The sequence below is a fragment of the Oceanobacillus alkalisoli genome (genome assembly GCF_022213125.1).
GTDB classification, from domain to species: Bacteria; Bacillota; Bacilli; order Bacillales; family Amphibacillaceae; genus Oceanobacillus; species Oceanobacillus alkalisoli.
On record NZ_JAKNRA010000040.1, the window covers coordinates 1 to 1,002 of the forward strand.

The 1,002-nt window shown below is 40.4% G+C and carries 1 protein-coding gene; it reads left to right on the forward strand.

Going from position 1 to position 1,002, the window contains the following annotated elements; genetic code table 11:
- Positions 1–999: transposase (locus L3V42_RS18030; protein ID WP_238472625.1), on the forward strand; the 999-nt coding region annotated here is incomplete at its 5' end.
- Positions 1,000–1,002 lie beyond the last annotated feature (3 nt).

Below are 1,002 nucleotides of genomic sequence, written 5' to 3' on the forward strand. Positions count from 1 at the left end.
CATTCCCGTTATCGTTCCAGATCTGCGGCTCAATATTTAAATGAACAAGCAAAAGCTGTTCGGAAAGCAACCTATGAATTTGATGAAACCATCAAAGAAAAATACCCAAAAAAGCCAGCCGAGCATGATGTGAAAGAGTCTGTAGCCTATTGCGAAAAATTGATTGAAGTGGTCGAGAACGAGGAAGGAATCCGTGAAGTTCCGGCGGTCAAAGAAAAAATGAACTACTTGAAAGAGATTGTAGAAGATTGTAAAGAAGGAACGGAAATTTCCAACGATCCCGATGCCCGAACAGGTCACAAATCAGAAGACACGAGTTTCTTTGGTTACAAAACACATCTAGCCATGACAACAGAACGTTTAATCGTTGCCGCAAAAGTAACCTCTGGTGAACAAAGTGACGGAAAGTATCTAGAGGAACTGGTCGAAAAAAGTGAACAAGCAGGATTGGAAGTTGAAACCGTAATTGGAGATACAGCCTATTCTGGAAAAGATAATTTAATTCTAGCCAAGGAAAAGGAATTTCAATTAGTTTCGAAACTCCACCCTATCCTAACAAATGAACGAAAAGATACCGGTTTCGAGTTTAATAAGGACGCCGATTTGTATGTTTGTCCAGCGGGGCATTTAGCTACCGGGAAACGATCCGTAAAAAGGAAAGATCGAAATTCCGAAGTTCAGTATCGATTTGACATCGAAAAGTGTAAGGTCTGCCCATTGCGCGATGGATGTTACAAAGAAGGTGCTAAGTCAAAAACATACACCGTGACCTTGAAGTCTACGGAGCATAGGGATCAAAAAGCATTCCAAGAAACAGAAGTGTTCCAAGAATTAGCTCGGGATCGTTATATGATTGAAGCGAAAAATAGTGAATTAAAAAATCGACACGGGTACAATAAAGCCACTGACTCGGGTCTATTCGGCATGGAGATACAAGGAGCAACCACGATATTTGCGACAAATATAAAAAGAATCATGAAGCTAATAGACCAAAAATAGGGA